This is a genomic window from Staphylococcus sp. HMSC072E01 (genome assembly GCF_001814125.1).
Taxonomy (GTDB): Bacteria; Bacillota; Bacilli; order Staphylococcales; family Staphylococcaceae; genus Staphylococcus; species Staphylococcus hominis.
Genome location: NZ_KV814965.1, coordinates 1 through 239 on the forward strand (window position 1 = coordinate 1; position 239 = coordinate 239).

The 239-nt window shown below is 31.0% G+C and carries 1 protein-coding gene; it reads left to right on the forward strand.

All coding sequences use genetic code 11. The annotated features are described in order from the left end of the window. A partial coding sequence (locus HMPREF2953_RS11290) for an IS3 family transposase (RefSeq protein ID WP_141754087.1) occupies positions 1 to 239 on the forward strand: 239 nt, incomplete at both ends.

Below are 239 nucleotides of genomic sequence, written 5' to 3' on the forward strand. Positions count from 1 at the left end.
TTAATCAATGTTATACATCACCAATTAATCATAAAAGAGTACAGAGAATTATGCAGAAGCATCATTTGAACTGCCGAATTAGACCTAAAAAGACGACAAGGATAGGTAAACCGTATTATAAAACAGACAATTTATTACAAAGACAATTTAAAGCGAGTTGTCCCATGGAAGTATTAACAACCGATATTACTTATTTACCATTTGGTCATTCTATGTTGTATTTATCTTCGATAATGGAC